The 23,856-nt window shown below is 62.6% G+C and carries 26 protein-coding genes; 19 read left to right on the forward strand and 7 right to left on the reverse strand.

Annotation, left to right across the window (positions count from 1 at the left end; all coding sequences use genetic code 11):
- Nucleotides 1-13: 13 nt before the first annotated feature.
- Together Q1A44_RS05865 and Q1A44_RS05870 are read right to left on the reverse strand one after the other, a co-directional pair.
- Nucleotides 14-1,093, reverse strand: a complete 1,080-nt coding sequence (locus Q1A44_RS05865; RefSeq protein ID WP_299621112.1) for an aromatic ring-hydroxylating dioxygenase subunit alpha — start codon at nt 1,091-1,093, stop codon at nt 14-16.
- On the reverse strand, nt 1,090-1,977 hold the full coding sequence (locus Q1A44_RS05870; RefSeq protein ID WP_299621115.1) for a MurR/RpiR family transcriptional regulator: 888 nt from the start codon (nt 1,975-1,977) through the stop codon (nt 1,090-1,092). Before Q1A44_RS05870 ends, Q1A44_RS05865 begins: the two co-directional genes overlap by 4 nt.
- A 66-nt stretch (nt 1,978-2,043) precedes the next feature.
- Between Q1A44_RS05870 and Q1A44_RS05875 the strand changes: the two genes are divergently transcribed.
- Genes Q1A44_RS05875 through Q1A44_RS05900 form a run of 6 tightly spaced genes read left to right on the forward strand, consistent with a single transcriptional unit; the run spans nt 2,044 to nt 10,187 of the window.
- Nucleotides 2,044-4,527 (forward strand): FAD-dependent oxidoreductase, encoded by a 2,484-nt coding sequence (locus Q1A44_RS05875; protein ID WP_299621118.1) that lies wholly within the window; start codon nt 2,044-2,046, stop codon nt 4,525-4,527.
- The gene (locus Q1A44_RS05880; RefSeq protein ID WP_299621121.1) at nt 4,524-5,606 is read left to right on the forward strand and encodes an alcohol dehydrogenase family protein; all 1,083 of its coding nucleotides are present in this window, start codon (nt 4,524-4,526) and stop codon (nt 5,604-5,606) included. Before Q1A44_RS05875 ends, Q1A44_RS05880 begins: the two co-directional genes overlap by 4 nt.
- Nucleotides 5,603-6,709, forward strand: coding sequence for an enolase C-terminal domain-like protein (locus Q1A44_RS05885; protein ID WP_299621124.1), 1,107 nt, complete (start codon nt 5,603-5,605; stop codon nt 6,707-6,709). Before Q1A44_RS05880 ends, Q1A44_RS05885 begins: the two co-directional genes overlap by 4 nt.
- On the forward strand, nt 6,706-7,812 hold the full coding sequence (locus Q1A44_RS05890; RefSeq protein ID WP_299621127.1) for an enolase C-terminal domain-like protein: 1,107 nt from the start codon (nt 6,706-6,708) through the stop codon (nt 7,810-7,812). The genes Q1A44_RS05885 and Q1A44_RS05890 overlap by 4 nt, the downstream gene beginning before the upstream one ends.
- Nucleotides 7,809-8,912: an enolase C-terminal domain-like protein gene (locus Q1A44_RS05895; protein WP_299621130.1), complete on the forward strand. Its 1,104-nt coding sequence runs from the start codon at nt 7,809-7,811 to the stop codon at nt 8,910-8,912. Before Q1A44_RS05890 ends, Q1A44_RS05895 begins: the two co-directional genes overlap by 4 nt.
- Before the next feature lie 3 nt (nt 8,913-8,915).
- Complete coding sequence (locus Q1A44_RS05900) at nt 8,916-10,187, forward strand: aminotransferase class III-fold pyridoxal phosphate-dependent enzyme (RefSeq protein WP_299621133.1); 1,272 nt, start codon at nt 8,916-8,918, stop codon at nt 10,185-10,187.
- Here the strand turns inward: Q1A44_RS05900 and ispH are convergent.
- The gene (gene ispH, locus Q1A44_RS05905; RefSeq protein ID WP_299621136.1) at nt 10,184-11,134 is read right to left on the reverse strand and encodes a 4-hydroxy-3-methylbut-2-enyl diphosphate reductase; all 951 of its coding nucleotides are present in this window, start codon (nt 11,132-11,134) and stop codon (nt 10,184-10,186) included. The genes Q1A44_RS05900 and ispH overlap by 4 nt on opposite strands.
- A 163-nt stretch (nt 11,135-11,297) precedes the next feature.
- Between ispH and Q1A44_RS05910 the strand changes: the two genes are divergently transcribed.
- Nucleotides 11,298-11,771, forward strand: coding sequence for a cytochrome c (locus Q1A44_RS05910; RefSeq protein ID WP_299621139.1), 474 nt, complete (start codon nt 11,298-11,300; stop codon nt 11,769-11,771).
- A 104-nt stretch (nt 11,772-11,875) separates the two neighbouring features.
- Here the strand turns inward: Q1A44_RS05910 and Q1A44_RS05915 are convergent, their stop codons facing one another.
- Nucleotides 11,876-12,448: an NYN domain-containing protein gene (locus Q1A44_RS05915; RefSeq protein WP_299621143.1), complete on the reverse strand. Its 573-nt coding sequence runs from the start codon at nt 12,446-12,448 to the stop codon at nt 11,876-11,878.
- A gap of 110 nt (nt 12,449-12,558) precedes the next feature.
- On the opposite strand from Q1A44_RS05915, the gene folK reads away from it, so the two are divergent.
- The 12 genes from folK to recO all read left to right on the forward strand — a co-directional run bounded on the left by folK (nt 12,559) and on the right by recO (nt 22,218).
- Nucleotides 12,559-13,179: a 2-amino-4-hydroxy-6-hydroxymethyldihydropteridine diphosphokinase gene (gene folK / locus Q1A44_RS05920; protein ID WP_299621146.1), complete on the forward strand. Its 621-nt coding sequence runs from the start codon at nt 12,559-12,561 to the stop codon at nt 13,177-13,179.
- Nucleotides 13,180-13,264: 85 nt separating this feature from the next.
- Nucleotides 13,265-13,618 (forward strand): DNA-directed RNA polymerase subunit omega, encoded by a 354-nt coding sequence (gene rpoZ / locus Q1A44_RS05925; protein ID WP_223421386.1) that lies wholly within the window; start codon nt 13,265-13,267, stop codon nt 13,616-13,618.
- 23 nt (nt 13,619-13,641) lie between these two features.
- Nucleotides 13,642-15,780 (forward strand): bifunctional (p)ppGpp synthetase/guanosine-3',5'-bis(diphosphate) 3'-pyrophosphohydrolase, encoded by a 2,139-nt coding sequence (locus Q1A44_RS05930; protein ID WP_299621153.1) that lies wholly within the window; start codon nt 13,642-13,644, stop codon nt 15,778-15,780.
- A 25-nt stretch (nt 15,781-15,805) separates the two neighbouring features.
- Nucleotides 15,806-16,462: a DUF2062 domain-containing protein gene (locus tag Q1A44_RS05935; protein WP_299621400.1), complete on the forward strand. Its 657-nt coding sequence runs from the start codon at nt 15,806-15,808 to the stop codon at nt 16,460-16,462.
- Nucleotides 16,463-16,611: 149 nt separating this feature from the next.
- Nucleotides 16,612-17,364 carry a pyridoxine 5'-phosphate synthase gene (locus Q1A44_RS05940; protein ID WP_299621156.1) on the forward strand — a complete coding sequence of 251 codons (753 nt, stop codon included), beginning with the start codon at nt 16,612-16,614 and terminating at the stop codon, nt 17,362-17,364.
- Complete coding sequence (locus Q1A44_RS05945; protein WP_299621159.1) at nt 17,361-17,984, forward strand: LysE family translocator; 624 nt, start codon at nt 17,361-17,363, stop codon at nt 17,982-17,984. Before Q1A44_RS05940 ends, Q1A44_RS05945 begins: the two co-directional genes overlap by 4 nt.
- Nucleotides 17,981-18,385 carry a holo-ACP synthase gene (acpS, locus tag Q1A44_RS05950; RefSeq protein ID WP_299621162.1) on the forward strand — a complete coding sequence of 135 codons (405 nt, stop codon included), beginning with the start codon at nt 17,981-17,983 and terminating at the stop codon, nt 18,383-18,385. The genes Q1A44_RS05945 and acpS overlap by 4 nt, the downstream gene beginning before the upstream one ends.
- A gap of 312 nt (nt 18,386-18,697) precedes the next feature.
- Nucleotides 18,698-19,522: a signal peptidase I gene (gene lepB, locus Q1A44_RS05955; protein ID WP_299621165.1), complete on the forward strand. Its 825-nt coding sequence runs from the start codon at nt 18,698-18,700 to the stop codon at nt 19,520-19,522.
- On the forward strand, nt 19,519-20,205 hold the full coding sequence (rnc, locus tag Q1A44_RS05960; RefSeq protein WP_299621168.1) for a ribonuclease III: 687 nt from the start codon (nt 19,519-19,521) through the stop codon (nt 20,203-20,205). The genes lepB and rnc overlap by 4 nt, the downstream gene beginning before the upstream one ends.
- Complete coding sequence (gene era / locus Q1A44_RS05965) at nt 20,202-21,110, forward strand: GTPase Era (RefSeq protein ID WP_299621172.1); 909 nt, start codon at nt 20,202-20,204, stop codon at nt 21,108-21,110. The genes rnc and era overlap by 4 nt, the downstream gene beginning before the upstream one ends.
- 51 nt (nt 21,111-21,161) lie before the next feature.
- Nucleotides 21,162-21,491, forward strand: coding sequence for a DUF1491 family protein (locus tag Q1A44_RS05970; RefSeq protein ID WP_299621175.1), 330 nt, complete (start codon nt 21,162-21,164; stop codon nt 21,489-21,491).
- A gap of 1 nt (nt 21,492) precedes the next feature.
- A complete protein-coding gene (gene recO, locus Q1A44_RS05975; RefSeq protein WP_299621178.1) occupies nt 21,493-22,218 on the forward strand; it encodes a DNA repair protein RecO in 726 nt (241 codons plus the stop codon).
- On the opposite strand, the gene Q1A44_RS05980 is transcribed toward recO, so the two are convergent.
- The 3 genes from Q1A44_RS05980 to Q1A44_RS05990 form a co-directional block, all read right to left on the reverse strand.
- Nucleotides 22,202-22,573, reverse strand: coding sequence for an META domain-containing protein (locus Q1A44_RS05980; RefSeq protein WP_299621181.1), 372 nt, complete (start codon nt 22,571-22,573; stop codon nt 22,202-22,204). The two genes, recO and Q1A44_RS05980, sit on opposite strands and share 17 nt — an antisense overlap.
- Entirely contained in the window at nt 22,570-23,094 is a 525-nt protein-coding gene (locus Q1A44_RS05985; RefSeq protein ID WP_299621184.1) for a TetR/AcrR family transcriptional regulator, read from the reverse strand. Before Q1A44_RS05985 ends, Q1A44_RS05980 begins: the two co-directional genes overlap by 4 nt.
- Nucleotides 23,095-23,219: 125 nt before the next feature.
- Nucleotides 23,220-23,810, reverse strand: a complete 591-nt coding sequence (locus tag Q1A44_RS05990) for a LysE family transporter (protein ID WP_299621188.1) — start codon at nt 23,808-23,810, stop codon at nt 23,220-23,222.
- Nucleotides 23,811-23,856: the final 46 nt, after the last annotated feature.

Below are 23,856 nucleotides of genomic sequence, written 5' to 3' on the forward strand. Positions count from 1 at the left end.
TCTAAAAGGGGGCTCAGCCGTCGATGGCCTCACGCATCCACCGCTGCAAATGCATCACCGGATGCTCGGAATTGACCCCGCCCTTGGGGTCAATGACCAGAGGGCCAGGGCGGTAGCCACGCGATCCCAGACCGCGTTGGACGGATTCAACCAGATGGATATCCTCCTCAACCGTGGTGGCCCGATCCTGCCGGGCCAACATGCGGACCTTGGAATCATCGACACCGTCCACCGAATACCAGCCGCGCCAAACCACCACGTGCTCCGCATCCACCGCCCGCCAGTGATAGGTGTTCAACACATTGCCGGGATAGACCTGGAACGAGAACATCGGCCACAGAAACCAGCTTGAATATTCAAACTGATGGGCAAAGCCGGAATGGACGTCATAAGTCATATTCTCAAGGTTCTGGCACTCGGTCGTGTGCCGCAAACACATGCCCTGAGGCTGAATGTCATAGGTTTCGGGGCGGACCACACCATTGGCAAAGGTCGGATGGTTCAGCGAACAGTGATAGCACTCCGAATAATTCTCGACCGACACTTTCCAATTGCAGTTTTCGGCAATCTCGACCCATTCCAGCGGCTTCAATTCCGCCCAATTGGGCACCCATTCCTCCAACTCCGCACGGGCACCGGGGAACCAGCTTTCCATCGGGGCCGCATCCGCGTCCAGATTGACAAAGACAAAGCCAAGGAACTCTTCTGCCCGCACCTCGGTCAGGCAAATGCCTGCCTTATCGAACCCCTCGACCGCCTTGATGTTGGGCCCTGCGCGCAACTCTCCGGTCAGCTCATAGGTCCAGGCGTGATAGGGGCAGACAACAACGCGGGTTGTGCCCGTACCGCTCACCAGTTGATGCGCCCGGTGCTGGCAAACGTTGTAAAAGACCCGGATCTTGGCGTCGCGGCCGCGAATGGCAAACAGGCTTTCGCCCGCAATCTCAAAGGTCGCATAATCGCCCGTCTGCGCCAGTTCCGAGGCATGGCAGCCAAATTGCCAGGTTTGGGCCAACAGGCCCGCGTTCTCGACGCGAAAGATCTCCGGGTCGGTGTAGTAGCGCGCGGCCAGCGATCGGATGGTTTGGGTCATTTATCCTCCCGATGGTACAGCCCCAATTGATGGCGGCGGTTGTGGAATGTCTCGACCCGCTCGACGATTTCGTCGCTGGCCACCGCAATGACAAAGGACAACAGAGTTTCAAGCAGCGCGATGATGCTCACGGTCGAGGGAAAGAATTGGGGCGTCTCGACCGACACGACAAAGCCGTGATCCGCCGCCCGCAGAATAGGGCTGGCCGGGCTGTCGGACAGCGCCACAATGCTAAGGCCCTGTTCACGCGCGATATTCACGGCTTCCACGACCTCGCTGCGATAGGGCTTGCACGTCACCGCAATCAGGATGTCGCGCCCATCCGCCCAGGCCAGATCGTCCACAGGCGTCGATCCGGGGCGGGGGATCGCATGAAATTCGGTCATGCCGGTCGAGGCGAGGTAGGCAAAGTTGCGGGCAACCGAATGGTTCACCCCAACGCCCAGCACAAACACCCGCCGCGCGGCCCAGATGGCCTCGGCGGCCGCCTTCAGGTCTTCGGTGGAAATGGCGGCAAAGGTGTCTTCCACATTGGCCAGCACATCGCGGACCATATCGGCATAAAGCCCGCCCATGTCCCCCGATTTGCGAATACTCTGCAACCAGCGCGCCCGGTCCGGAAAATCGGCCGCGCCGCGCCGGATCGCCTCGCGAAAGGGCGCGCGAAAATCCTCATAGCCCTCAAAACCCACTTGGCGGGCCATGCGCACGACGGTGTTGGGTTTGACCTTGGCGGCCTCGGCAATCTCGCGCACCGTCGACACGCCCACATCGCGCGGGTTCTCCAGCACGTATGTGGCCGCCTTGCGCGCCTCGGGCGTCAGGGCCGACAACTCGCCCGCCAACCGCTCCAGAATCGTATTTGATACATTTGTCCCATTCATGATTGACGATGGTACTTTTGTTCGCTTAGCGTGTCGAGAGAAAAACGGACAGAAGGGAAAGAGCCGGTGGCCACTGAATTTCCAAGCACCGCACGCGTTGTCATCGTGGGCGGTGGCGTCATGGGGGTGGGCCTTGCCTACCACCTCGGCCACGAAGGCTGGGGGGCCGATACCGTCCTGCTGGAAAAGGCAGAGCTGACCTCGGGCAGCACATGGCATGCCGCGGGGCAGATCACGCATTCGACCTCCAGCTTTGGTCTGGGCAAATGCGTCGACTACAATATCGGGCTCTATTCCGGGGGGTTAGAGGCCGAAACCGGCCAGCCCGTCACCTGGCATGGCTGCGGTTCCTTCCGGCTGGCCTATACCGAGGACGAGATGGATTGGCTGCGCCACACCCTGTCCGTGGGCCGGTCGCTGCGCTTCAACATCGAACTGGTCGGCTCCGAAAAGGTCCGCGCGCTGCACCCGTTCTACAACCTCGACGGGGTGCTGGGTGCGTTGCACACGCCCGATGATGGCCACGTGGACCCCACCAATGTGACCATGGCCATGGCCGCCGGGGCCCGCCAGAAAGGCGTGCGGATCATCCGCCAGTGCCGGGCCACCAACATCACGCAACTGCCTTCGGGCGAATGGCAGGTGGAAACTGACAAGGGCACAATCACCGCCGAACATGTGGTCAACGCGGGCGGCACCTATGCCCGCCAGATGGGCGAATGGTCCGGCCTGCAATTGCCCATGACGTCCATGACGCACCACTATTTCGTCACCGAACCGGTCCCCGAATTTGCCGATCTCGACACCGAACTCCCCGTCATCCGCGACGACAAAAAGGTCTCGGGCTATATCCGGATGGAGCAGAAACGAGGCCTCATCGGGATCTATGAAAAGGAAAATCCCAACTCGGTCTGGCACGATCACTGCCCGTGGGATTACGAAAACTGGCTGTTTGACGCCGATTACGACCGGGTCATGCCCTATCTTGAGGAATCGCTGAACCGCATGCCCATCTTTGCCGAACTGGGCATCCAGCGCGAGGTGCACGGCGCCATCAGCCACCCGCCCGACGGCAATCCGCTCATTGGCCCTGCACCGGGCGTGCGCAACTACTGGTGCTGCTGCGGCACGCAGATCGGCATCGGTTGGGGCCCGGGCCTGACCCGCGAACTGGCCCGATGGATGGTACACGGGGCCGCCGACATTTCCATGCGCGACTACGACCCGCGCCGCTTTGGCAGCTATGCCACCAAAGACTGGCAGGTGATCAAGGCCGAGGAAGACTACTGCCTGCGCCACGAAATCCCCTTCCCCCATTTCAACCGGCTGGCGGGGCGACCGATCAAACCCTCGCCCCTGCACGATCTCTTGCAGTCCAAAAGGGCGGTGCACGAGGAAGTCTATGGCTTTGAACGCCCCCGCTGGTTTGCAAGGGACGGCGTCGCGCAAGAGGATCACTATTCCTTCAACCGCACCGTCGTCGACACACTGGTCGCCGCCGAGGTCAAAGCCGTGCGCGAAACGGTGGGTATCATGGACGTCACCGCCTTTACCAAGGTCATGGTCGAAGGGCCGGATGCATATGCGCTGCTCGATCGGCTGACGGCCAACCGCATGCCGCAAAAATACCCCTCAAGTAGCGAAGCGGTAGGGGGACAAACTGGCGGCTCAATCACGCTGACCCACATGCTCAACCGCGCCGGGCGGATCGAGCTGGAGACCACCATCGTCCGCATGGCACCCGACCGCTTCTACCTCGTCTGCGCCGCCTTCTTCGAACAGCGGCTGCTGGATCACCTCGACCAGCACCGCACCGGCGAAGACGTCACAATCACCGCGCTGTCCGACACATGGTCCGCCCTTTCGCTGAACGGGCCATTGTCGCGGGATGTGCTGGGGGCCTGCACCGACGCGGACCTGAGCAATGCGGGCTTCCGCTGGCTCTCTGCTCAGGAAATCACCGTTGCGGGCTATAAAATATGGGCCTTTCGCATGTCCTACGCAGGCGAATTGGGGTGGGAGCTGCACATGCCCTTCGCGGCATGCCTCGATGTCTACAATGCCCTCTGGGCGGCGGGTCAGGCGCACGGGATCACCGATTACGGCTCCTTCGCGATGAACGTCATGCGGATGGAAAAAGGGTTCAAAGGGGCGGGTGAGCTGACGAACGAGGTTACGCTGGCCGAGGCCGATGTGCTGCGCTTTGCCCGCACGGACAAGGACTATCTGGGCCGCGACAAGACGCTCAATACTGAGCTGCCTTGGGTCTGCGCCTATCTCGCCATCGAAGCGGACGGCAAAACCGACGGCCACGGCGGCGAAGCGGTCCTGCTGGACGGCCAAGTCGTGGGCTCTACCGCCTCCGTCGCCTACGGCCCCACGGTCGGCAAGGTCCTCGCCTTCGCCTACGTCAAACCCGAGGCGGCCAAGCCCGGCACAGACCTCCAGGTCATCATCCACGGCCAAGCGCGCGCCGCCCGCGTGCTGGGCGAACCGGCCTACGATCCCCAAAGCGTCAAACCCCGCACCGACGAACCAGTGCCCGCATGAGCCCGCCCAAAACCATGACGGCCATGGTCACCATGGGCCACGGCGATCTGGACCAAATGGTGCTGCACCACGACTGGCCCCGGCCCGATCCCGCCCCGGGCGAGGTGCTGATCCGCGTGGGCGCCTGCGGGCTGAACAACACCGATGTGAACACTCGCTCCGGCTGGTATTCAAAGACGGTGACGGACGCGACCACCGGCGGCGCGTTTGACAAAGTGGGCAAGGATGATCCCACCTGGGGCGGCGCGCCAATCACCTTCCCGCGCATCCAGGGGGCCGATGTCTGTGGCGAGATTGTCGGCGTGGGACAGGGTGTCGACCCCGCCCGCATCGGCGAACGGGTGATCACAGACAACTGGCTGCGCGACCCCCAAGACCCCGAGAACAAAGACAAAACCGGATATTATGGCTCCGAGCGGGATGGCGGCTTTGCCCAGTTCACGACGATTCCGGCCCGCAACGCGTTGGCCGTCAAATCCGACCTCAGCGACGCAGAGCTTGCCACTTTCTCCTGTTCCTTCTCGACGGCCGAGGGGATGCTGACCCGCGCCGAGGTCACCGAACGCGACACAGTGCTGATCCCCGGCGCATCCGGCGGGGTCGGGGGGGCATTGGTCCAGCTGGCCAAACGGCGGGGGGCAACGGTCATCGCCATGGCGTCAGAGGCAAAACACACCGCAGTCGTAGACCTAAATCCCGACATAATCCTGCCCCGCGCCCCCGAAAATCTGCGCGAGGCCCTAAACGGCACAAGGATCACCGTCATCGCCGATGTGGTGGGCGGTCCCTATTGGCCCGCGCTCATCGACGTGCTGGAACGGGGCGGGCGCTATGTCTGCTCCGGTGCGATTGCGGGGCCCATGGCCACGCTCGACCTGCGCACGCTGTACCTGCGCGACCTGACGTTCCTCGGCTCCACCGTCATCGACCCGGGGGTCATGCCCAACCTGATCCGCTATATCGAAACAGGCGCAATCCAACCCGCCCTCGCGGCCACCTACCCGCTGGCAGAGCTGCAAGCGGCCCAAGCCGCCTTCATCGCCAAATCCCACACCGGCAACATCGTTGTCTGCCCATGAAAATCACCCGCATCCGCGTCTTCAAAACCGGTCTGCCCTATGTGGGCGGCACCTATGTCTGGGGGGCCGGAAACGCGATCCGCGAGGCGCAGGCCAGCGTGGTGGTCCTCGACACTGATGCGGGGCTGACGGGCTGCGGCGAATTCACGCCCTGCGGCGAGAACTACATGGTCGCCCATTCCGAAGGGGTGCAAGCGCTGGCGCGGCTGGTCGCCCCGCACCTGCTGGGTCAAGACCCCCGACAGGTCGCCCGGATCGAACAGATCATGGATCACACGGTGCAGGGCCACGGCTATGCCAAGGCCCCCTTTGACGCCGCGTGCTGGGACATTCTGGGGCAGGCCTGCGACCAACCGGTCTGGATGTTGCTGGGGGGCAAGCTCACGGACGGCGCGCCGATGTACCGGGTCGCCCCGCAAAAATCCACCAACGACACGCTTGCCGAGATGCGCCGCTACCGCGCCGATGGCTACAGACAGTTTCAGATCAAGGTGGGCGGCGACTGGGCCAGCGACATTGACCGCATCCGCGCGGGCGTGGCCCTGCTCGAACCGGGGGAAAAGGCGATGGCCGATGCCAATCAGGGCTGGCGCGTGGATGATGCCATCCGGGTGGCCCGGGCCACCGCCGATCTCGACTATATCCTCGAACAGCCCTGCAAAACCTATGCCGAATGCCAACAGGTGCGCCGCGTCGCCCATCACCCGATGAAGCTGGATGAATGCGTCACTGGCCTTGCCGCCGCCCAGCAGATCGTGGCCGACCGGGGCGCTGAAATCTGCTGTCTCAAGATCTCGAACCTCGGCGGGCTCAGCAAGGCGCGGCGCGTGCGGGATTTCCTGGTCGAAAACCGCATCCCCGTGGTCAGCGAGGACACATGGGGCGGCGAGATAACAAGCACCGTCGTGGCCCATTTCGCGGCCTCCACTCCGGCGGACTACCTGCAAAACACCACCGACCTGATGAACTACAACACCCGGTCCACCGGAATGGGCGGGGCCTGGGCGACGGGCGGACGGCTCTATGCCCCCGATCTGCCCGGCCTTGGGGTGACCCCCGATTTCGACAGCCTTGGTGCCCCCGTCGCGGAGTACGGATCATGAAAATCACCCAAATCACCGTCTTTCACGTCGATCTGCCGCTCGAACACCCGTATTGGCTCTCCGGCGGGCGGCTCAAATTCGAAGTGCTCGACGCCACGCTGGTCAAGATCGACACCGACACCGGGATCACCGGCTGGGGCGAGGGCACGCCCTGGGGGCACACCTATGTGCCGGCCCACGGCCCCGGCATCCGTGCAGGGATCGAGACGATGGCGAAATTCGTGACCGGTCTCGATCCGCGCAAAGTGCTTGATGTGGAACGGGCCATGGACCTGGCACTTCCCGGGCACCTCTATGCCAAAAGCCCCATCGACATGGCCTGTTGGGACATCGCAGGCCAGGCGGCGGGGATGCCCATCGCCGATCTCATGGGCGGCGGGTCGCGCACGCCGCGCCCCATCGCCGCGTCGGTCGGGGCCAAGGACATCGCGGAAACCCGCGCCGTCATCGACCGCTACCGCCAGCGCGGCTATGTGGCCCATTCGGTCAAGATCGGTGGCGATGTCACCCGCGACATCGCCCGCATCCGCGACGTCGAGGCCATGCGCAAACCCGGCGAAATCGTCCTCTATGACGTCAACCGGGGCTGGACCCGGCAACAGGCGCTGCGTGTCATGTCGGCGACCCAAGACCTGCAGATCATGTTCGAACAACCCTGCGAAACCCTCGACGACATTGCTGCCATCGCGGGCAAACACGCCGCCCCGGTCAGTGTGGATGAGGCCCTTGTGACGCTCCAGGACGCCACGCGGATCGCCCGTGACGGCTTGGCCGAGGTGTTCGGGATCAAGCTCAACCGCGTCGGCGGGCTGACCAAGGCCGCGCGGATGCGCGATGTGGCACTGGCCCATGGCATCGACATGTTCGTGATGGCCACGGGCGGCAGCGTTCTGGCCGATACCGAGGCGCTGCATCTGGCCGCGACCATCCCCGATGCCAACTGCCACGCGGTCTGGGCCTGTCAGGACATGATCACCACTGACATCGCGGGCGGGCGCGGCCCCCGCAACACCGACGGCCACCTGCACCTGCCCGAGGCCCCGGGCCTTGGTGTGCACCCGGACGAGGACGCGCTGGGCGACCCGGTGGCGGTCTACAGATGAGGATCACCCGCATCACCCTCTGGTCCGTCGATCTGACCAGCCACGAGACCTACTACATGGCCGAGGGCAAAGCCTGCGCCACGGTCAAAACCCACGTCCTCTGCCTTGAGACGGACACAGGGCTCAAGGGGTGGGGCGAAGTGTGCCCGATCCCCCATTACCTGCCCGCCTTCGCCGATGGCGTGCCCAGTGCGGTCACCGAAATGGCAACCACCATCCTCGGGCTGGCCCCGTTCGGGGTGGACGCGCCCATGCGCCGCCTCGATCAGGTTCTGCTGGGCCACCCCCATGCCAAATCCATCGTTGACATGGCGCTGTGGGACCTCTTTGGACAGGCCACCGGCCAACCGGTTTATGCGCTTTTGGGCGGGCGCACGCGGTTCGACATGCCGCTCTATCACTCGATCACCTGCATCGCGCCCGACGACATGGCCCGGATCGCGACTGAGGCCTATGGCACCGGCATCCGCCAATTCCAGGTCAAACTCGGCGCCGACGCCGACTGGCAGGCCGACGCCGAGCGGTTGATCAAGGTGCGCGAAGCGGTGGGGACCGGTCCGCTGGTCTATGGCGACTGGAACTGCGGAGCAACGAAACTGCGCGCCACGCGCACCGGCCGGGCGGTTGCGCATCTCGACGTGATGCTGGAACAGCCCTGCAAAACGCTTGAGGATTGCGCCGCCGTGCGCCAAGCCACGGGCCTGCCCATGAAAATCGACGAGGGCGCGCATGATTTTGAAACGCTTTTGCGCGCGCACGCCCTTGGCTGCCTTGACGCCGTGGCGCTCAAGCTTTCCAAATTCGGCGGGCTGTCCGCCATGCGCCGCGCCCGTGATCTCACGGTGCATCTGGGGGCAGAGATTTGCGCCGAATGCACTTGGGGGTCCGACATCGTGACCGCCGCGTCGCTGCATTTCGCGGCCTCCACGCCCCAAGGCGCGCTGCTGAACACCTGCGATCTGGCAGGATATGTCGCCCCGCGTCTCTGCCCCGATGCACCCACCCGCGCACACGGCCGCATCGCCCCGCCAAACGGGCCGGGGCTGGGCGTCTCACCTGACCCATCCGTCCTTGGAACCCCTGTATTGGAGCTGGCTTGAGCCATGAACAAACTCACCTCACAATCCGAATGGATCGCCCGCGCCCATGCCGTGTTGCCCGGTGGCGGCTTTGGCAATTTCGACCCCGGCATCGTCATTGCGCGCGGGCAGGGCAGCCGCGTCTGGGACGAGGACGGCGCGGAATATGTCGACTACCTCATCGGCTCCGGCCCCATGCTCTTGGGCCATGGCCACGCTGAAGTGATGGAGGCGGTTCTGGAACAGCTCCCCCTCGGCATGACCTTTTTCGCTAACAATTCCAAAGGGATCGAACTGGCCGAGGCGATCGTCGATGCAGTGCCCTGCTGCGAACAGGTCCGCTTTGTCGCCTCGGGCGGCGAGGCGGATATGTACGCGATCCGGCTGGCCCGCGCCTATACGGGCCGAACCAAGATCCTGAAATTCGAAGGCGGCTATCACGGGATGAGCGCCGAGGCGCAGATGAGCCTCGCACCCGCCCAGCACGTCAATTTCCCCCAGGCCGTGCCTGACAGCGCGGGCATCCCCGCCAGCGTGGCCGATGAAATGCTGATCGCGCCGTTCAACGATCTCGCGGCAGTCGAAGCGCTGTTAAGCGAACACAGCGACATTGCCGCCATCATCGCCGAACCCCTGCAACGGATCATCCCCGCCGCCCCCGGATTTCTGCAAGGGCTCCGCGATCTTTGCGACAAACACCATGTGCTGCTGATCTTCGACGAAATCGTCACCGGTTTCCGCCTGGCCTATGGCGGGGCGCAAGAACGCTATGGCGTCACGCCCGACATCTGCACGCTGGGTAAGATCATCGGCGGTGGCTTTCCCCTCGCGGCTCTCGGGGCCAGCGCCGAGATTATGGCGCATTTCGACAAATCCCGCGTCGGTGTCGACAAATGGCTGATGCAGCTCGGCACGCTTTCAGGCAATCCCATTGCCGCCGTCGCAGGCCTCAAGACAATGGAGGTGCTGAAGCGCCCCGGCAGCTATGACCGCTTGCGCGAAGTCGGCAAAACCCTGCAAGACATGCAAAGCAACGTGCTGAAAGAGGCAGGCATCCCTCACAAAATCTGCGGGGATGAGACCCTTTTCGACATCTTCTTCACCGAAACCCCCTGCCGCGATTACCGAAGCGCCAAACATGACGACCCCACCCGCAACGCCACCTACAACGCAACGCTGCGCGCCCACGGTGTGTTCAAATCTCCGGGCAAGCTCTATCCGTCGCTGGCCATCACCCAAGAGGACCTGGACCTGACGCAGGCGGCGATCACCGCCGCCGTCGCATCCTTAACCTAGGCCGGAACGCGCAGCACCCGAGGCACCTTGAACTCGACGTTTTCAACGGCCGTCTCGACCATCTCGACGGTCATGTCATAGCGGTCGCCAAACGCGTCGATCACCTCGTTGATCAGCACTTCGGGGGCCGAGGCGCCCGCCGTGATGCCCACCGACGCGATGCCCTCAAGGCTGCGCCAATCAATATCCGTGGCCCGCTGGACCAGCTGGGCATAGGCACAGCCCGCACGCGCCCCAACCTCGACCAGCCGCTTGGAGTTCGACGAATTGGGCGCGCCCACCACCAGCATCGCATCGCATTTCGGGGCCATCGCCTTGACGGCCTCCTGGCGGTTGGTGGTGGCGTAACAGATGTCTTCCTTATGGGGCCCAACGATGGCGGGGAACCGTGCGTGCAGGGCGGCCACGATATCGGCGGTATCATCCACCGACAGGGTCGTCTGCGTGACAAAGGCGAGGCGGTCAGGGTCACGAACCTCGACGCCCGCCACATCCTCGACGGTTTCGACCAACAGCACCTCACCCTCAGGCAACTGGCCCATGGTGCCCACCGTCTCGGGATGGCCCTCATGGCCGATCATGATCATCTGCAACCCGTTGTCGGAATGGCGCTGCGCCTCGATATGAACCTTGCTGACGAGTGGGCAGGTGGCATCGACATAGACCATCTCGCGGGCGGCCGCCTTGGCTGGTACGGATTTGGGCACACCATGGGCGGAAAAGATCACCGGGCGGTCATCAGGGCATTCGTCAAGCTCTTCGACAAACACGGCCCCTTTGTCACGCAAGCCATCGACCACGAACTTGTTGTGGACGATCTCGTGGCGGACATAGACAGGTGCGCCCCACTTCTCCAATGCCATCTCGACGATCTTGATGGCGCGGTCCACGCCCGCGCAAAAGCCGCGGGGGGCCGCCAGATAAAGGGTCAGGGGGGGCTTGGCCATCGTTACAGTCTCCGCAGGGTTAGTGCCCTAGACCTAAGGCTTTGCGCCGGACCCGTCCAGTGGGCGGACAGGCATCGGGGCGGGACAGTTTTTCGCTTGCCTTCCAGCAGGGGCAATCCCCTAAACCGGCCCGCGCATGGGCACTTATGGAAAAGGACGGTTAATGAACATTTGGCACGGGATCGGCGTCGCAGCAGGGGTGGGCATCATCGCCGCAGGGGTCGTGTTGGGGCAGGGCGGGGCCGTGGCCACACCGGGGCTCTTTCCCTATGCCGACAACGCTGTGGCGGCCGAGGGGCAAGGGCTCTACGCGGATTATTGCGCCGCCTGTCACGGCACACAGCTTGAGGGGCAGGCGGATTGGCGGGTGCCTCTGGCCAACGGGCGGCTGCCTGCGCCGCCGCATGACGTCAGCGGGCACACCTGGCACCACCCCGATGCCCAGCTCTTTGACATTGTGAAATACGGCACCGCTGCGCTGGTGGGCGGGTCATATCAAAGCGACATGGCGGGTTACGAGGAGGTCTTGACCGATGACCAGATCATCGCGGTCATGGCCTATATCAAAAGCACCTGGCCCGCCGACATCATCGCCCGGCATGACGAGATGAACCGGCGGCTTGAGGTGGCGCAATAGGCGGGCAAAGCAAAACCGCGCAGGCCGGGGCCCGCGCGGTTCACCACGTTTTTTCCTGTCAGTGGCACGCCAGAGAGTGATCCGGCCCGCCAGACGGTCAAAGCTCAGCCTTGGACCTGAACCCGTTCTTCACGCTCATAGGCAGGCTCGCGGGGCGGGCGGCCAATCACGTCTTTCAGCTCGTCCAACTCGATAAAGTTGTCGGCCTGCCGACGCAGGTCATCAGAGATCATCGGAGGCTGGCTGCGGATCGTCGACACGACAGAGACGCGCACGCCCTGACGTTGCAGGCTCTCGATCAGCGGGCGGAAGTCGCCATCACCCGAGAACAGCACGATGTGGTCCACGCGGGGCGCAAGCTCCATCGCGTCCACGGCCAACTCGATGTCCATGTTGCCCTTGACCTTCCTGCGGCCCATGCTGTCTGTGTATTCCTTGGCCGGTTTGGTCACCATGGTGAAACCATTGTAGTTCAGCCAATCCACAAGCGGACGAATGGGGGAGTACTCGTCGTTTTCGAGCAGAGCGGTATAGTAAAAGGCACGCAGCAACTTGCCACGGCGCATGAACTCCTGCCGCAAAAGCTTGTAGTCTATGTCGAACCCAAGCGCTTTGGCAGCCGCATAGAGGTTCGAACCATCAATGAACAGCGCGAGCCGTTCGTCCTTGTAAAACATAAAATGTCCTTCCGAGAAATTCGGCCATCCGTCCTACGCGTTCCGTGAGTGTGAGTGCGTGCGTAATTTTTGTGCGGAAGACGTTCCGAGGAAAATAGGGGAATAATCTCATGTCGCAAGACACGATTACGGGGAAAATCAGCGGAAAACTGCCTCAAGACCGGTCAATTCTGCTGGTTGCCGTAGGGTCAAACATGGATTCTCCTTCCGGTACCCCTGCGGAAACCATTCTATCAGGGGTTGAGGGGCTGCGCCAGAGGGGTGCAGTGATTCGGGCACAAAGCCGCTTTTTTCAGACGCCGGCCTTCCCGCCGGGCGCGGGTCCCGACTTTGTGAACGGTGCTTTGATGTTGGAAACGGGCTGGACCGCCACCGAAGCGCTCGCCCATTTGCACGCGGTCGAGGCCGATCTGGGACGCGTTCGCAGGGCGCGTTGGGGGGCGCGGGCGATTGATCTGGATCTGCTGGCGATCGGCGATACGGTACAGCCCGACACGGCCACTGTCACACGCTGGATGGATCTGCCACTCGCGCAGCAGCAACAAAAGGCCCCGGATCGGCTGATCCTGCCGCATCCCCGCCTGCATGAACGGGCCTTTGTGCTGGTGCCGCTTGCCGATATCGCACCGGACTGGGTGCACCCGATCGTGGGCCGTTCTGTGCGCCAGATGGTTGACGCCTTGCCTGCCGATGCGTTGGCAGAAATCGTGCCGCTGTCCGCGCCCTCTTGACAGGGGGCAATTGCACCTTGTCATTCCGGCGCAAGGGGCCTAAATACGCCACTTCTACTTTTCTTGTGCTGATCTGGAGCATCCCATGGCCCGCGTGACCGTTGAAGACTGCGTTGACAAGGTTCCAAACCGTTTCGAGCTGGTGATGCTGGCCGCGCACCGTGCGCGCGAAATCTCCGCCGGCGCGCCCATCACGGTGGACCGCGACAACGACAAGAACCCTGTCGTGTCTCTGCGCGAGATTGCCGACGAGACACAAAGCGCGGACGAACTGCGCGAGCGCCTCATCGAGTCCAACCAGACCCAGATCGAAGTGGACGAGGCCGAAGAAGACGCCATGGCGCTTCTCATGGGTGCCGAACAGGACAAGCCCGAAGAGGACAGTATGTCCGAAGAGATGCTTCTGCGTCAGTTGATGGCCGCGCAAGGCCAAAGCTGACCTGCTTCTAAGGTGCGGACCCGATGATCACGGCTGACGATCTGATCGCACTGGTCCGCAACTATAATCCCAAAACAAACGAAGCGTTGATCCGCGCCGCCTACGACTTTGGTGGCGAGATGCACGAGGGCCAATACCGCCACTCGGGCGAGCCTTATTTCACGCATCCCGTGGCTGTGGCCGCCATCCTCACCGAACAGCAACTGGACGACGCCACCATCGTGACAGCCCTGCTGCACGACACGATCGAAGACACCAAGGCAAGCTACGCCATCGTCTCCGAGAAGTTTGGCGAGGACATCGCCAAGCTGGTCGATGGGGTCACCAAGCTGACCAACCTCCAGCTGTCCAGCGTCGAGACAAAACAGGCCGAAAATTTCCGCAAGCTCTTCATGGCCATGTCAAAGGACATGCGCGTCATCCTGGTCAAGCTGGGCGACCGGCTGCACAACATGCGCACCATCCGGTCGATGCGGCCTGACAAACAGGTGCAAAAGGCGCGCGAAACCATGGATATCTTCGCCCCCCTTGCGGGCCGGATGGGGATGCAATGGATGCGCGAAGAGCTTGAGGACCTCGCCTTCAAGGTACTCAACCCCGAGGGGCGCTCCTCGATCATGCGCCGCTTTATCACCATGCAGCGCGAGACGGGCGATGTGATCCAGCGGATCACCGGCGACATGCGGTTTGAGTTGGAAAAGGCGGGGATCGAGGCCGAGGTGTTCGGCCGCGCCAAAAAACCCTATTCGATCTGGCGCAAGATGCAGGAAAAAGACCAAAGCTTTTCCCGTCTCTCCGACATTTACGGCTTTCGCGTCATCACTGAATCCGAGGTGGACGTTTACGGCGCGCTGGGCGCGATCCACCAACGCTGGCGCGCGGTGCCGGGCCGGTTCAAGGACTATATCAGCCAGCCCAAAACCAACGGTTACCGGTCGATTCACACCACGGTGTCGGGGCGCGACGGCAAACGGGTCGAGGTCCAGATCAGAACCCGGCAAATGCACGACGTGGCCGAAACCGGCGTGGCGGCGCACTGGTCCTACCGGGACGGGGTGCGCTCGCAAAACCCCTTTGCGGTCGATCCGGCCAAATGGATCGCGCAACTGACGGAACAGTTCGACGGCGAGGACGATCACGAGGATTTCCTCGAAGCTGTCAAACTCGAGATGTATTCGGATCAGGTCTTTTGCTTCACGCCCAAGGGCGAGGTGGTGAAACTGCCGCGCGGGGCCACACCCATCGACTTCGCTTATGCGATCCACACCCGGATCGGCAATGCCTGCGTGGGGGCCAAGGTGGACGGGATGCGAGTGCCGCTCTGGACGCGGGTAAAGAACGGCCAATCGGTCGAGATCATCACCGCCGAGGGGCAAACGCCGCAGGTCACCTGGCTCGAAATCGCAACGACGGGCAAGGCCAAGACGGCGATCCGCCGCTCCATGCGCGAGGCCGACCGCGAACGCTACATCACGCTGGGGCGCGAACTGGCGCGCTCCGCCTTTGCGCATGTGCGCAAAAAAGCGACCGACAAGGCGCTGGACGCGGCCGCCAAACAGCTTCGGCTGGGTGGTGCGGATGAGGTGCTGGCCCGGCTCGGCTCTGCCGAGTTGACGGGGCGCGAGGTGGTGCAGGCGATTTATCCCGACCTCACGCCTAAAACCGGCGCCGAAGTCGATGCGCGGCGCGCCGTTATCGGCCTGCGGCCGGGGCAGAAATTTCAGCGGGCCACCTGCTGCGAACCGCTGCCGGGCGAGCGGATCGTGGGGATCACCTTTCGGGGCGAGGGCGTCGTGGTGCACGCCATCGACTGCGCCCGCATGGCCGAATACGAGAACCAGACCGAACGGTGGCTTGACCTCGCCTGGCACGACGGCAGCCACCCGGCGGTCTATGGCGCGACACTTGATCTGACGATTGGCAACGATGCAGGTGTACTGGGGCGTATTTGCACATTGATTGGCGAGAGCAAGGCCAATATCTCCAATCTTGAATTCATGGACCGAAAACCGGACTTTTACCGGTTGCTGATCTATGTAGAGCTGCGAGACGCCCAGCATTTGCACAGTCTGATGGGGGCGCTTCAGGCCGAAAGTGATGTCGCCGCGATCGCGCGTTTCCGCAAACCTGTTGCAACAGCAGGTGAGACGGCAACGGGCTGACGCACAAGGAAAGAAGGGCGAGGCATTGGTATTCAAGCGTCGCGACCCCAAACCGTTTTTGCGCGGGCTGCTAGAGCTTCTCTGGCCCCGCGGCGGATGGGGTCGTGCCTTTCACTACGTCAAACATCGGGTGCGTCGCTTGCCGGACGAGCCCGAAACCATTGCGCGCGGCATCTGGGCGGGGGTGTTCACCACGTTCACGCCCTTCTATGGTATCCACTTCTTTATTGCGGCCTTTCTGGCCAAGGCAATGCGCGGCAATATCCTCGCCTCGCTCATGGCAACCTTCTTTGGCAACCCGCTGACCTATGTGCCCATCGGGGTGATCTCCCTGCAAACGGGCCATTGGCTCCTGGGCAAGGAAATGACCGAAGAACATGAACGCTCTTTCGGGGGCAAATTCGTGGATGCGGGCGCCGACCTGACCCACAACCTCAAGGCCTTTGTCATGGGCCAGCCCCAAGATTGGTCAGCCCTGGGCGTGTTCTATGACGAGATTTTCTTTCCCTACATGGTGGGTGGGATCGTGCCGGGCATCATCGCCGCCACGATCTGCTACTATGTCTCCGTCCCGCTGATCCGCGCCTACAAGCACCGTCGCAAAGGCGCCATCAAGGCCAAGTTCGACGCGCTGAAGGCCAAGGCGGCCGCCAAATCCGCCGCCAAGCACAAAGCAGACTGAGGAAGGGCTGACGAAGGCTGCCACTGGCGGATCAAGATCCGCCTTACGGGGATACGGCCCCGTCTTGATACAATTTTCACACTTTGTCTGCATTTCCACGCGGGCTTTGCCGCACTAGGTTGCCAGGGACCAATGAAAGGACCCGCCTCATGACCGACCCCTTGGGCAAACTGCGCCTTGGCGTGAACATCGACCACGTGGCCACCGTCCGCAACGCGCGCGGGGGGGACACGCCTGATCCCTTGCGTGCCGCCAAGATCGCCGAGGCGGCGGGTGCCGACGGCATCACCGCGCACCTGCGCGAAGACCGCCGCCATATCTCGGATGCCGACATCGAAGGGTTGATGGACGTCCTGTCCGTCCCCCTCAATTTCGAGATGGCCGCCACAGACGAGATGCAGGCGATCGCGCTGCGTCACAAACCCCACGCCGTCTGCATCGTCCCGGAAAAGCGTGAAGAGCGCACAACCGAAGGCGGCCTCGAGGTCGCCCGCGAGGAAAACAAGCTTGCCCATTTCATCGCCCCCCTGCGCGATGCGGGTTGCCGGGTGTCGATCTTCATCGCAGCCGACCAGCGCCAGATCGAAGCCGCCCACCGCATCGGCGCGCAGGTGATCGAACTGCATTCGGGTGCCTATTGCGACGCCCATCACGAGGGCCGCTTTGACGACCGCGACCGCGAACTGGACGCCTTGCGCGAGATGAGCACCTTCGCCCATTCCCTGGGTCTTGAGGTTCATGTGGGCCACGGACTGACCTACGAGACCGTACAACCCGTCGCCGCCTTCCCCGAAGCGATGGAACTGAACATCGGCCACTTCCTCATCGGCGAGGCGATATTCCGGGGCCTCGACCCGGCCATCCGCGAAATGCGCCGTCTGATGGACGAGGCGCGGGCATGATCACGGCGCAGTTCGCGCTCGTCTGGGTCGGCTGGGTCCTTGCCGGTGCTTCGCCCGGCCCGGCCACGATGGGCATCGCGGGCACGGCGATGACAGCAGGACGGCGATCGGCGCTGTGCTTTGCGTTTGGCATTCTGGCGGGTGGGGCCAGTTGGGGCATCGCCGCCGCCTTGGGGCTGTCGGCGATCATGCTGGCGAATGCGTGGATCTTCGAACTGATCCGCTATGCCGGTGCGCTGTACTTGGGCTGGCTGGCGGCCAAGGCGCTGCGCCGGGCCGTATCGCCGCGTGGGGCGATCCTGGGAACACCGTTTTCCGGCAGCGGGCGGACCTTGTTCCTCAAAGGATGGGCGATCCACATCACCAACCCCAAGGCGATCCTCAGCTGGGGGGCGATCTATGCAATTGTGGCGCCACCGGACGCGACATTGACGATGCTCTTGGGATATTTCGGCTTGCTCTATACCGGCGGCATGATGGTTTTCATCGGCTACGCCGTGCTCTTTTCATCGGACCGGGTCGTGCGGGCCTACGCCGCCGCGCAACGCTGGTTCGATCTGGCCTTCGCCGGGTTCTTCGGCTTTGCCGCGTTCAAAATTCTGACGGCGCGGCTGCAATGATCCTCGGCATCGGCACAGACCTCGCAAATATCGAGCGGATCCAGGCCACGCTTGACCGTTTCGGCGACCGCTTCCGCAACAGGGTCTTTACCGAAACGGAACAGCGCAAGGCCGAACGGCGCGCCGACATCGCAGGCACCTACGCCAAACGCTGGGCCGCGAAAGAGGCATGTTCCAAAGCGCTGGGCACAGGCTTGCGCATGGGCATCTCGTGGAAGGATATGGCCGTCAGCAACATGCACACCGGCCAACCCGTGATGGCCGTGACGGGCTGGGCCGCCCAAAGGCTGGCCGAGATGACACCGCCGGGCCACGAGGCGATCATCCACGTGACGCTCACCGATGATCACCCTTGGGCGCAGGCCTTTGTCCTGATCGAGGCGCGGCCGATCACGCCCTGAAACTGCGGCGAATCGAAGCGGATTAACCTTTGAAACCGCCGGTTTTTGACGCCATGGCCAAAAACGTACATTTTGGCGGGTAAACGGCTCACTTTCCGAAAAATGACCTGAACCAAGGCATGTGAGGGGCCGTGAAAACGTAACCTTTGGCGACCAAGCTGTACGTTTTGCGCGCAGGTCCCGACAAATCCGCGCCCAAACCCGCCGCCAAAGCCCCCGTTAACGCAGCGCACGGTCCAATCCCGCCCCGCGCCTTGACACCCTCCCTTCACACCCGCATGTACCTGCGAAACAACCCAGCAGGAGCGCCCCATGGCCGCCAAGGAAAAAGCCCAAAACGGTGTGGTGGAAACGATCAAGACCATCGTCTATGCCCTGCTGATCGCGGGCGTCTTTCGCACGCTGTTTTTCCAACCATTCTGGATCCCCTCCGGCTCCATGAAAGAGACGCTGTTGATCGGCGATTTCCTCTTTGTGAACAAGATGGCTTATGGCTATTCCTACGCCTCTTGCCCCTCGATCCCGATGGTTGGTCTGGACGCGAAAAAGCTTTGTGGCTTCATCGATGGCGACAACACCCGCATCTGGGCGGGCGAACCTGAGCGGGGCGACGTGGTGGTCTTCCGGCACCCGATCCACGGTTCGGATTTCATCAAGCGGGTCATCGGTCTGCCCGGCGATACGGTCCAGGTTCAGAACGGCACGGTGATCCTGAATGGCACGCCCGTACCCCAGGAACCGGCAGGCCAATTCACTGAAATCTTTGACCGCCAGGGCCCCCAGGGCCTGCGGCCCCGTTGCGAAAACGGAACCGTGGGTGTGGGGGCTGAATGCACCAAATCACGCTTTGTCGAAACCTTTCCCAACGGGCGCGAACATATCGTTTTGAATGTGGGCAATCAGGGCTCTGACAACACGCCGGTCTTCCGGGTGCCAGAGAGGCATTTCTTCTTCATGGGCGACAACCGCGACAACTCCTCCGACAGTCGGATCGCTCAAGTGGCCGGTGGTGTGGGCTATGTCCCGTTCGAGAACCTGATTGGCCGGGCCGACCGGATCATGTTCTCGTCTGCGGGTCGCTCTATGCTGTTCTTCTGGACCTGGCGCGGGGATCGGTTCTTTAAGGGGATCGAGTGAAGCTGAGCGCAGAACTCAAAGCCTTTGAGGGGCGCATCGGGCACCGCTTTGCCGCGCCCGATCTGTTGATCGAGGCGGTCACGCATGCCTCCATGTCTTCGCCCACGCGCAGCGACAATCAACGGCTGGAATTTCTGGGCGACCGGGTGTTGGGGCTGGTGATGGCGCAGGCACTGCTTGAGGCGGACAAGGGTGCGGCAGAGGGCACTTTGGCCCCACGTTTCAATGCCTTAGTGCGCAAGGAAACCTGCGCGGACGTGGCCCGTGACATTGATCTGGGGGCTGTCATCCGGCTCGGCCGATCCGAGATGGTGTCGGGCGGGCGGCGCAAGCAGGCGCTGTTGGGTGACGCGGTCGAGGCGGTGATTGCAGCCGTCTACCTGGACGCTGGATTTGATGCTGCGCGCGACCTGATCCTGCGGCTCTGGGGCAAGCGGATATCAAAGGTCGAAGCGGATGCGCGCGACGCCAAAACCGCGCTCCAGGAATGGGCGCAGGCTCGTGGCCTCCTGCCGCCTGACTATGTTGAAACCAACCGTTCCGGGCCCGATCACGCGCCCGTCTTTACCATTTCCGCGCGGCTGAGCACGGGTGCAAGCGCCCAGGCCACTGCCGGTTCAAAACGCGAGGCCCAACAGGCCGCCGCCAAGGCCTTGTTGGCCCAACTGGAGCACGACACATGAGCACCCGCGCCGGATTTGTCGCCCTGATCGGAGAGCCCAATGCGGGCAAATCCACGCTGCTGAACCGTATGGTCGGGGCCAAAGTGTCGATCGTGACCCATAAGGTCCAGACCACCCGCGCCCGCATCCGCGGCGTCGCGATGGAGGGCGACAGCCAGATCGTATTTGTGGACACGCCGGGCCTTTTCAAACCCCGCCGACGGCTGGATCGCGCCATGGTCGCTGCGGCCTGGGGCGGGGCTGCGGATGCCGATGTCGTGGTGCTGATGATCGAGGCGCATCGCCGGGTGACCGAAGGGGTCGAACGCATCCTCGAAGGGCTGGCCGAGATTGGCCAGGGGCGCACTGTGGCGCTGGCCATCAACAAAATTGACCGGGTCGAGGCGCCCGCTCTGCTGAGCCTCGCGCAGGACTTGAACGACCGTTATGATTTTGCCGAAACCTTCATGATCTCCGCCGAAAAAGGGCACGGCGTCGATACCCTGCGCCAGTGGCTGGCGCAGCAGGTGCCCGAAGGTCCATGGCTCTACCCCGAGGACCAGATCGCCGACCTGCCCATGCGCATGATCGCAGCCGAAATGACCCGCGAAAAGCTGACCCTGCGTCTGCACCAGGAACTGCCCTATCAGCTCACGGTCGAGACCGAAAACTGGGAAGAACGCAAAGACGGCAGCGCCCGCATCGACCAGATTATCTATGTCATGCGCGACGGTCACAAAGGCATAGTGCTGGGCAACAAAGGCGAGACGATCAAGTCAGTGAGCCAGGCCAGCCGCGCAGAACTGACGGAGTTTCTGGGCCGCAAAGTGCACCTGTTCTTGCAGGTCAAAGTGCGCGAAAAATGGCAGGAAGAGGCGGAACGCTATTCCGAGATGGGGCTGGACTTCAAAGATGGAAACGCTTGATTTCATTGCCAATCGGCCCTCCGGGGGGGATTTTTTTGGAACAGAGAAGCCATGGCACGCCTGACGTCACGGTTCTGGGTGGATGCCTATCTGGCCCGGCTGCGATTTGCTGATGTGCCGGGGTTCGTGGTCGCCCATGGCGACGACACAGGCGGCGCGGTTCTGGTCAAACTGAACACGCTGGATGGGCAGGCTGTTCTCTTTCAACGCAGCTTTGATCTGATGTCCGACACCCGCGTCTGGGCCGAGCTGGCGAGTGGGGCCGAAGCCGAAGTGGACGCCGCTGTCACCCGCCAACGCGGCTTTGATCCCGACCTTTGGGTGATCGAAGTGGAGGACCGCCAAGGTCGGCATCTGCTTGATCAAGAGGGGCTGGCTTGACATGGAATGGCGCGGCACGGGCATATTACTGAGCGTGCGCCGCCACGGTGAAACCAGCGCGATCATTGACGTCTTTACCGAGAACCGCGGCCGCCACGCGGGCGTCGTGCGCGGCGGCACCAGCCGCAAGATCGCGCCGATCCTGCAACCCGGCGCGCAGTTGGACGTGGCTTGGCGCGCCCGGTTGGAAGACCACATCGGCAGTTTTGTGGTTGAGCCCGTGCGCAGCCGCGCGGCCCTGGTCATGGGCAACCGCTTGGCTCTCGCGGGGTTGAACGCGGTCACGGCGCTGCTGGTTTTTTGCCTGCCGGAGCGGGAAGCCCATGGACCGCTTTACCGCCAGACTGAACAGTTGTTGGACTTGTTGGGGCAGAACGATCTGTGGCCCTTGGCCTATCTGCGCTGGGAAGTTGCCTTGTTGAACGAGATGGGATTTGGCCTGGACTTGACGGCGTGTGCCGTGACCGGTGCGACCGAAGACTTGATCTATGTCTCGCCCAAAACGGGGCGGGCCGTTTCTGCCAAAGGGGCGGGTGAATGGGCGTCTCGTTTGCTGCCGCTGCCTGCGGTCTTGCAGGGCCAAGGGGAGGCGCCGGATGCTGAGGTGGCACAGGCCCTTGAAACGACCGGCTATTTCCTGAGTGCACATATGGCGCCTGATCTGGGCACGCGGCCCTTGCCCGATGCGCGGGCCCGCTTTGTCGCGGCGTTTACTCGGCGGGTTTGAACACCATTTCCGCGCCGGTGGCCGCGTGCAGGATCAAAAAGCCATCTCGCGTTTCAGAGTTTGCGACTTCAGCCAATATGTCAAAAAACACTGTCTCGGCCACCAGATCGGGGCAAGCCATCTTGGTCGCCATGATCGGTCCTACCTCGAACGCGGTTCCGCCGTTCAACAGGCGCGCAGCGTATCGGTTGCAGGGCGCACGGCCCGTGATTTGCCCGTCTTCGCCGATTGTGAGAGTGGCAGATGCGGAAAATGCCGTGCCGGATAATTCGATCAACTGCCAACTCGTAGCAGCACCGTCTGCCTGACACAGCGTGCCGCAGCCGATCAACAAAGCCGCAGCGCTGCGGATCATTTCAGCGCCAGTACCAGATCAACGAGGGTCGCATAGGCGACAAGGGCGTCGCCGTCATCCATATGCATCTGTTGCAGCCCCACGAGAGAGCCGTACGCGGCCTTGGCAAAGTCGTCATTGGTGATGCCAATTTCGGAGAGCAACGCCAGAAGGCGGGCCATTCGGGCCTCGTCCACTTCGGCCAAGACGGCGGACACTTTGGCATCCGACTGTGCCCAAGCCCGCAAGGCAGGGCCTGCCGCGTCGCTTTGAACGCTTTGACCAAACCGAATCATTTTGTCTGTGGAAGAACCATCCTGCCTCGCATCGGTTTCCAACTGGTCCAGAACGCCTGCTTTCCATTGCGCAAGCAGTTCGGCCTGAAAGGCGGGTACATCCTTGAAATGCCAGTAAAAAGACCCCTTCGAGGTCTTGAGGTGACGTGCCAGCGGTTCGGCCCGAAGCGCAGAGGGTCCGAGAGCCGTCAACTGATCCAGCCCGGCATCAATCCAGGCGGCGGGGGAGAGGGGTGCTTTAGCCATATGATTGCGATACGCCTGCGTATTTCTCGTTTCAAGCGAAAGCGGGGATGTTGACGCGCATCGGCGTTATGCCGCACATGGCTTGTGGTTGAATGCGCGGAAATTCAGCATTTTGCGGTCGCTTTTTACATTGCGGACACGATCGCGAGGCCCACAACTAGAAGCATCGATCCTGCCATGGCGAAGTTGACGCGCCTTTGTTGGTGCGGCGGCAGGTTGAGTTCCTTGAGCAAGCCGCCAAACCAGACCCAAAGCACATGAATAGGCAGCCAGATCGCATTCACGATGATCAGTTTCCAGATGACTTCAGCCACCAGTGCGTCAGGAAAGATGGCAAAGCCGGAAAAGAGAGCGGTGTTGACGGCATAGGCTTTGGGATTGATTGGCTGGAGCAGGATACCGGCCATCACGCCGGGTTCGGAGGTTGCAGGGGAAAAGGCGAGGTTCGAGCCTGCGAAGGCGATCCGCAATGCGAGGTAGAGCAGGTAGGCGGTCGAAGCGACAAAGAGGGCGGTGCGCAGCCATGGCGTGGCGAGCACCAAAGCGGCGAGGCCAGAGATCACCGCGAGGATCACCAGGTTGTTCCCGATAAAAAGGCCAAGCACATAGCGTAACCCGGGGCGCATCCCATAGGCAGCGCCGACGCCCGCGGCAGACAGCACCCCAGGGCCGGGGGTGATGATCAGGAAAAAGACGGCGGCTGCAAAGGTGAGCATCGTGCCACAGTGCCTGTTTTGCGGATGTGGTCAATTGGGCGCTGGC

This window comes from uncultured Tateyamaria sp. (assembly GCF_947503705.1).
Taxonomy (GTDB): domain Bacteria; phylum Pseudomonadota; class Alphaproteobacteria; order Rhodobacterales; family Rhodobacteraceae; genus Tateyamaria.

What these genes read in the sequence shown, in the direction of transcription:
- Q1A44_RS05865 (WP_299621112.1), bottom strand. Translation starts at nt 1,093, where the DNA reads ATGACCCAAACCATCCGATCGCTGGCCGCGCGCTACTACACCGACCCG.
- Q1A44_RS05870 (WP_299621115.1), bottom strand. Translation starts at nt 1,977, where the DNA reads ATGAATGGGACAAATGTATCAAATACGATTCTGGAGCGGTTGGCGGGC.
- Q1A44_RS05880 (WP_299621121.1), top strand. Translation starts at nt 4,524, where the DNA reads ATGAGCCCGCCCAAAACCATGACGGCCATGGTCACCATGGGCCACGGC.
- Q1A44_RS05885 (WP_299621124.1), top strand. Translation starts at nt 5,603, where the DNA reads ATGAAAATCACCCGCATCCGCGTCTTCAAAACCGGTCTGCCCTATGTG.
- Q1A44_RS05890 (WP_299621127.1), top strand. Translation starts at nt 6,706, where the DNA reads ATGAAAATCACCCAAATCACCGTCTTTCACGTCGATCTGCCGCTCGAA.
- Q1A44_RS05895 (WP_299621130.1), top strand. Translation starts at nt 7,809, where the DNA reads ATGAGGATCACCCGCATCACCCTCTGGTCCGTCGATCTGACCAGCCAC.
- Q1A44_RS05900 (WP_299621133.1), top strand. Translation starts at nt 8,916, where the DNA reads ATGAACAAACTCACCTCACAATCCGAATGGATCGCCCGCGCCCATGCC.
- ispH (WP_299621136.1), bottom strand. Translation starts at nt 11,134, where the DNA reads ATGGCCAAGCCCCCCCTGACCCTTTATCTGGCGGCCCCCCGCGGCTTT.
- Q1A44_RS05910 (WP_299621139.1), top strand. Translation starts at nt 11,298, where the DNA reads ATGAACATTTGGCACGGGATCGGCGTCGCAGCAGGGGTGGGCATCATC.
- Q1A44_RS05915 (WP_299621143.1), bottom strand. Translation starts at nt 12,448, where the DNA reads ATGTTTTACAAGGACGAACGGCTCGCGCTGTTCATTGATGGTTCGAAC.
- folK (WP_299621146.1), top strand. Translation starts at nt 12,559, where the DNA reads ATGTCGCAAGACACGATTACGGGGAAAATCAGCGGAAAACTGCCTCAA.
- rpoZ (WP_223421386.1), top strand. Translation starts at nt 13,265, where the DNA reads ATGGCCCGCGTGACCGTTGAAGACTGCGTTGACAAGGTTCCAAACCGT.
- Q1A44_RS05930 (WP_299621153.1), top strand. Translation starts at nt 13,642, where the DNA reads ATGATCACGGCTGACGATCTGATCGCACTGGTCCGCAACTATAATCCC.
- Q1A44_RS05940 (WP_299621156.1), top strand. Translation starts at nt 16,612, where the DNA reads ATGACCGACCCCTTGGGCAAACTGCGCCTTGGCGTGAACATCGACCAC.
- Q1A44_RS05945 (WP_299621159.1), top strand. Translation starts at nt 17,361, where the DNA reads ATGATCACGGCGCAGTTCGCGCTCGTCTGGGTCGGCTGGGTCCTTGCC.
- acpS (WP_299621162.1), top strand. Translation starts at nt 17,981, where the DNA reads ATGATCCTCGGCATCGGCACAGACCTCGCAAATATCGAGCGGATCCAG.
- lepB (WP_299621165.1), top strand. Translation starts at nt 18,698, where the DNA reads ATGGCCGCCAAGGAAAAAGCCCAAAACGGTGTGGTGGAAACGATCAAG.
- era (WP_299621172.1), top strand. Translation starts at nt 20,202, where the DNA reads ATGAGCACCCGCGCCGGATTTGTCGCCCTGATCGGAGAGCCCAATGCG.
- Q1A44_RS05970 (WP_299621175.1), top strand. Translation starts at nt 21,162, where the DNA reads ATGGCACGCCTGACGTCACGGTTCTGGGTGGATGCCTATCTGGCCCGG.
- recO (WP_299621178.1), top strand. Translation starts at nt 21,493, where the DNA reads ATGGAATGGCGCGGCACGGGCATATTACTGAGCGTGCGCCGCCACGGT.
- Q1A44_RS05980 (WP_299621181.1), bottom strand. Translation starts at nt 22,573, where the DNA reads ATGATCCGCAGCGCTGCGGCTTTGTTGATCGGCTGCGGCACGCTGTGT.
- Q1A44_RS05985 (WP_299621184.1), bottom strand. Translation starts at nt 23,094, where the DNA reads ATGGCTAAAGCACCCCTCTCCCCCGCCGCCTGGATTGATGCCGGGCTG.
- Q1A44_RS05990 (WP_299621188.1), bottom strand. Translation starts at nt 23,810, where the DNA reads ATGCTCACCTTTGCAGCCGCCGTCTTTTTCCTGATCATCACCCCCGGC.